The organism is Kitasatospora aureofaciens, from assembly GCF_001188955.3.
Taxonomy (GTDB): Bacteria; Actinomycetota; Actinomycetes; order Streptomycetales; family Streptomycetaceae; genus Kitasatospora; species Kitasatospora aureofaciens.
Window position 1 is genome coordinate 1 of record NZ_JPRF03000101.1, and the last position, 4,291, is coordinate 4,291.

At 70.8% G+C, this 4,291-nt stretch carries 4 protein-coding genes, 1 rRNA gene and 1 pseudogene; 3 read left to right on the forward strand and 3 right to left on the reverse strand.

Annotated elements, in window-relative coordinates:
- Window positions 1–71 (forward strand): 5S ribosomal RNA (gene rrf / locus HS99_RS48740); the annotation flags it as partial.
- 54 nt (window positions 72–125) lie between these two features.
- On the opposite strand, the gene HS99_RS40330 is transcribed toward rrf, so the two are convergent.
- The 3 genes from HS99_RS40330 to HS99_RS40340 form a co-directional block, all read right to left on the reverse strand.
- Entirely contained in the window at window positions 126–1,493 is a 1,368-nt protein-coding gene (locus HS99_RS40330; protein WP_030558390.1) for a TolB family protein, read from the reverse strand.
- Window positions 1,494–1,735: 242 nt separating this feature from the next.
- Window positions 1,736–2,506, reverse strand: coding sequence for a lysophospholipid acyltransferase family protein (locus HS99_RS40335; RefSeq protein WP_030291209.1), 771 nt, complete (start codon window positions 2,504–2,506; stop codon window positions 1,736–1,738).
- A 261-nt stretch (window positions 2,507–2,767) separates the two neighbouring features.
- Window positions 2,768–3,193: a DUF4395 domain-containing protein gene (locus HS99_RS40340; protein ID WP_030291207.1), complete on the reverse strand. Its 426-nt coding sequence runs from the start codon at window positions 3,191–3,193 to the stop codon at window positions 2,768–2,770.
- A gap of 208 nt (window positions 3,194–3,401) precedes the next feature.
- Between HS99_RS40340 and HS99_RS40345 the strand changes: the two genes are divergently transcribed.
- The gene (locus HS99_RS40345; RefSeq protein WP_030291205.1) at window positions 3,402–3,815 is read left to right on the forward strand and encodes a thioredoxin family protein; all 414 of its coding nucleotides are present in this window, start codon (window positions 3,402–3,404) and stop codon (window positions 3,813–3,815) included.
- A gap of 331 nt (window positions 3,816–4,146) precedes the next feature.
- Window positions 4,147–4,291: pseudogene (locus tag HS99_RS42150) on the forward strand (electron transfer flavoprotein subunit beta); the annotation flags it as partial.

The window sequence follows — 4,291 nt, forward strand, 5'->3', positions numbered from 1 at the left end:
CGGAAGCTAAGCCTCACAGCGCCGATGGTACTGCAGGGGGGACCCTGTGGGAGAGTAGGACGCCGCCGAACAATCATTCAGAAAAGCCCCTGATCCTTTGGATCAGGGGCTTTTCGCATTTCAGCTCAGTTGTCGTCGTCTTCGCCGTCCGGCAGCTCGTTGTCATCGGGCTTCGGCTGTCCCGGCGCCTGGGCCGGCGTCAGCCCGGCCGATGGTGACGGGGCCGCGGACAGGGCCACTGAGGCGGACGCTGACTGTGCAGCTGACTGTGCAGCAGAGGGTGTAGCTGACGGGGCCTCGGACTGGGTGCCTTGGGCCGGTACGGCCGCCGTTCCCCAGGCCGGGCGGCTGAGCCACTTGTCCGCGCTGTTGGTGAGCCGGGTCATGCCCGTACCGTCCGGTCGCATGCTGTAGAGATCGGTGCCGGAGCCCGCGGCGGCCTGGGTGAAGACGATGGACTTGCCGTCTGGCGCGTAGGCCGCGCTGCCGTAGAAGGCCGTTGAGGGGGCGGGGGTGAGGGCGCCGATCGCGGTGCCGTCGGGGTGGACGGTGTAGATGCCGCCGCCGGGTGCGTTGTCGGCGCCGGCCGGGTAGGTGGTGAAGAGGATCTGGGTGCCGTCGGGGGACCAGTCCGCGCGCTCGCCGGCGCGCAGCTCCCATGGGGTGAGCTGGCGGAGTCCGGTGCCGTCGACACCGACGACGTAGATGGCGCGGCTGTTGGCGGGCTGTCCGGTGGCGCTGGTGCGGTACTCGAAGGTGAGCTGCTTGCCGTCGGGCGACCAGCTGGGGTTGCTGACGGCACCGGAGTAGGGCTTGTCGTTGGTCAGGAAGGTGAGCCGCTGGACGTTGGTGCCGTCGGGGCTCATCAGGTAGAGGTCCGAGTACTGGATCTGCTTGTTGTGGGCCTCGTCGAGGGCGCCCCAGGAACGGCTGAAGGCGAGCTGCTTGCCGTCGGGGGAGAAGGCGGGGGCGCGTTCGTCCTCGTTGGCGCAGTCGGCGCCGCCGCCGGCGGCGTCGCAGAGTTGGCTGATCTGGTGCGCGTTCTCACCGCTGGTGGAGACTGTCCAGAGGCGGGCGGTGCCGGTCTGCGGGTCGGTGCGGTCGAAGGCGATGGCGCTGCCGTCGGGGGACCAGTCGGGGCGGTCGTCACGGGCGCGCGCGGGCGGCTGGGTGACCTGGCGCTGGCCGGTACCGTCGGGGCCGACGGTGACGATGGCGCTGGTGGTGCGCGTGGCGTCGGTGTAGGCCCGGCTGACGATCAGTCCGTTGTGTGCCTCCGCGGCTGCGGCGCCGACGGCGTCCGGGGTGGCTGACTGGCTGGGTGTGGGGGTGGCGGTGGGGGACTCCGGGCGGATCTCGGAGAGCGGGATCTCGCCGGGCTCGGCCCCGCAACCGGTGATCAGGGCGCCTACGAGCAGGAGGCCCGCACCGGCGGTTGCGCGGGTGCGGGCCTTGCTCGTGAGGGGCTGCCGTGTACCGGTGCTCCGCGTCATCTCCGTCTCCGACCTTTCCGACCGCTCCGACGTTGTGCCCCGGCTCCGATGGCGGGAGGGACCCAGGACGAATCCAGGGGACGGCCCCTGGAGGAGCTGTCACTGTGCCAGACGGGAACATCGGAGGCCGGGCGACACGCAACGGAATGCGTCTGCTCGGTCACAAGGAGTGGACGGATCGGACGGGCGCTCGGAAGTCTTTGCGGGGGTGGTCGCGGAAGTGCTCGGCAGTGCGGGGCGGGTCAGCCCCGGGCGGCGCGGCGCTCGGCCTTGGCGAGGGCCTCCGCCTCGTCCTCGGCCTCGGCGACCTCCAGGGTGGGCGCGGTGCCGCCGAGCTGCGCGGGCAGCCACCAGGTGTCGTCCGGGCCGGAGGGCTTGCCGGGGTACTCGCGCTGGGCCCGGTCGAGCATCTCGGTCATGGCGGCGCGCAGCTTTCTGGTGACCATGACGGGCTTGTCGTTCGGGCCCAGGTGGATCGGCTCGCCGATCATGATGGTCACCGGGATGTGGCGCTTGGTGAGGGTCTTCGGGCGGCCCTTGGTCCAGAGTTGCTGAGTGCCCCAGAGGACGACGGGCAGCAGCGGGGCGCCGGAGTCGGCGGCCATCCGGGCGGCGCCGGTCTTGAACTTCTTCAGCATGAACGAGCGGCTGATGGTCGCCTCGGGGAAGACCCCGACGACCTCGCCGGCCTTGAGGGCGCGCACGGCGGCCTCGTAGGCGGGCTGGCCGTCGGTGCGGTCGACGGGGATGTGCTTCATGCCGCGCATCAGTGGACCGGAGATGCGGTGCCGGAAGACGTCGTCCTTGGCCATGAAGCGTGTCTTGCGCTTGCCGCCGCGGTAGGCGCCGAGGCCGGCGAAGAGGAAGTCCAGGTAGCTGATGTGGTTGCTGACCAGCACCGCTCCGCCGGTGGCGGGGATGTGCTCGGCACCGATGATCTTTATCCGCACGTCGAGTGCGCGGAAGGCGGTGAGTGCGGCGCCGATCACCGGCGGGTAGACGAACTCTGCCACGGTCAGTCCTGACTTCCACGGGCCGGGGCCCGGTACGGCGGGTACCCGCGCCGTGCGTGGGAGCCGACCGGAGCACGGCACGCCGCGGCGGTCACGGGTGATACACGGAGATGATCCCCCGAACGAGTGCCTGCTGTCACCTGAGGGGTGCGGTCAAGCGAATATTCACGGTGTGATCTCCGTGATGAGTTCGGTCGGGAACCTTTCAGTTCCGCCTCGTTTCCCGGGCGGGTGGTGTCGGCGGTGGTACCGGGGGTGGCGTCAGGCGCCCGCGCCCAGTCGGCCCTGGGCGCGTCGGACGATCGGATAGATCTCGCAGCCCAGGCAGTAGCCGAAGACTGCGTTCAGGAACGCGGCCGCCAGGGCGAAGCCGGTGGACAGCAGGCCGAGCCAGGTCACCCCGGTGAGGTAGCCGAGGGTGCCCACGGCGGCGAACACGGCCCCGCCGCCCTGGGTGAAGCGCAGCGGCCGCTCGTCCTGGGTCTCGGTGGGCGGTGTCAGGTGCGGCGCGATGAAGACGTGGAACAGCCAGCTGTACGGGGAGACGCGGGGGCCGCCCACCGCGCCGAGTACGAACACGAGGGTCTGGGCGGCCAGCAGTAACCCGCTGCCGGTGATGAGGACGGCGGCCAGCACCACTGCGGTGAGTGCGGCGGCGAAGCGGGGACCGCGGGGGTCGGTCTGCACGGGGGCTCCGGGAGGGTCGCGGCGGACGGCTGCGGCGGGGCGCGTCAGCGACGGCCGGCGGTGGCGATCGGATCCGGGTCGACGGCGCGACGGACGGTCAGCAGCGGTGGGGAGAGGGGGTCGGAGTCCACCTGCCGATCGTACGGGCCCGGGGTCGGCGGGTCGACCTTCCTTTCGGAGCCCGCACGCGCTGACGCAGACTGGAGGGATGACCGGACTCGTGGTGTGCGTTGTCGTGTTGGCGATGGCGACCACGTTCGGGCTGTTGAGGGCCGGGCGCGACGGAAGGCTGAGGGTGCGCACCAAGGACGGGACGGTACGACTGTCGGAGGCGGACCTGGGCGGGCCGCTCGGTGAGCGGGCGACCCTGGTGCAGTTCTCCACTGCGTTCTGCCAGCCCTGCCGGGCCACCCGGAGGGTGCTCGCGGAGGTCGCGGGGATGGTCGACGGGGTGGAGCACGTCGAGCTGGATGCCGAGGCTCAGCTGGAGCTGGTCCGTCGGCTGGAGGTCCTGCGGACGCCGACCGTGCTGGTGCTGGACGCGGCGGGCCGGGTGGTGCGCCGGGCGGCCGGGATGCCGCGCAAGGCGGATGTGATCGCGGCGCTGGGTCAGGCGGTCTGATGGCGGGTGCCGAGTAACAAGTGACAGCGAACAGATGACAGATGTCAGCGAACAGATGATGAAATCTGTTTGCTGATATCTGTCATCTGCGGTCGGCGCCGCCCCGCGAGGTGGAGCCGGCCCCTGGCTGGGGCAGGATGGGCGCAGGCGGCGACCCGGGCCGTCCGGCATAAGCTACTGGCCAGTAGTGACCGCTGGTGTACCGCCGAGTATGCTGCCAGGAAGTTCCGGACCGGCACGGGAAACTCGCTGCCCGGAGCGGGTGCGTGCCGTGTTCGCGCCCGCTTGCACGCCGCAGCCGCCGGACGAGACCAGTACAGGAGACAAGGCCGTGAGCTTGAGGATCGTTGTCTGTGTGAAGTACGTGCCGGACGCGACGGGTGACCGTCGTTTCGCGGACGACCACACCACCGACCGGGAGGGCGTGGACGGCCTCCTGTCGGAGCTGGACGAGTACGGCGTCGAGCAGGCGCTGC

Excerpts from the sequence above, each read along its gene's own strand:
- HS99_RS40330 (WP_030558390.1), bottom strand. The coding sequence starts at position 1,493 with ATGACGCGGAGCACCGGTACACGGCAGCCCCTCACGAGCAAGGCCCGC.
- HS99_RS40345 (WP_030291205.1), top strand. The coding sequence starts at position 3,402 with ATGACCGGACTCGTGGTGTGCGTTGTCGTGTTGGCGATGGCGACCACG.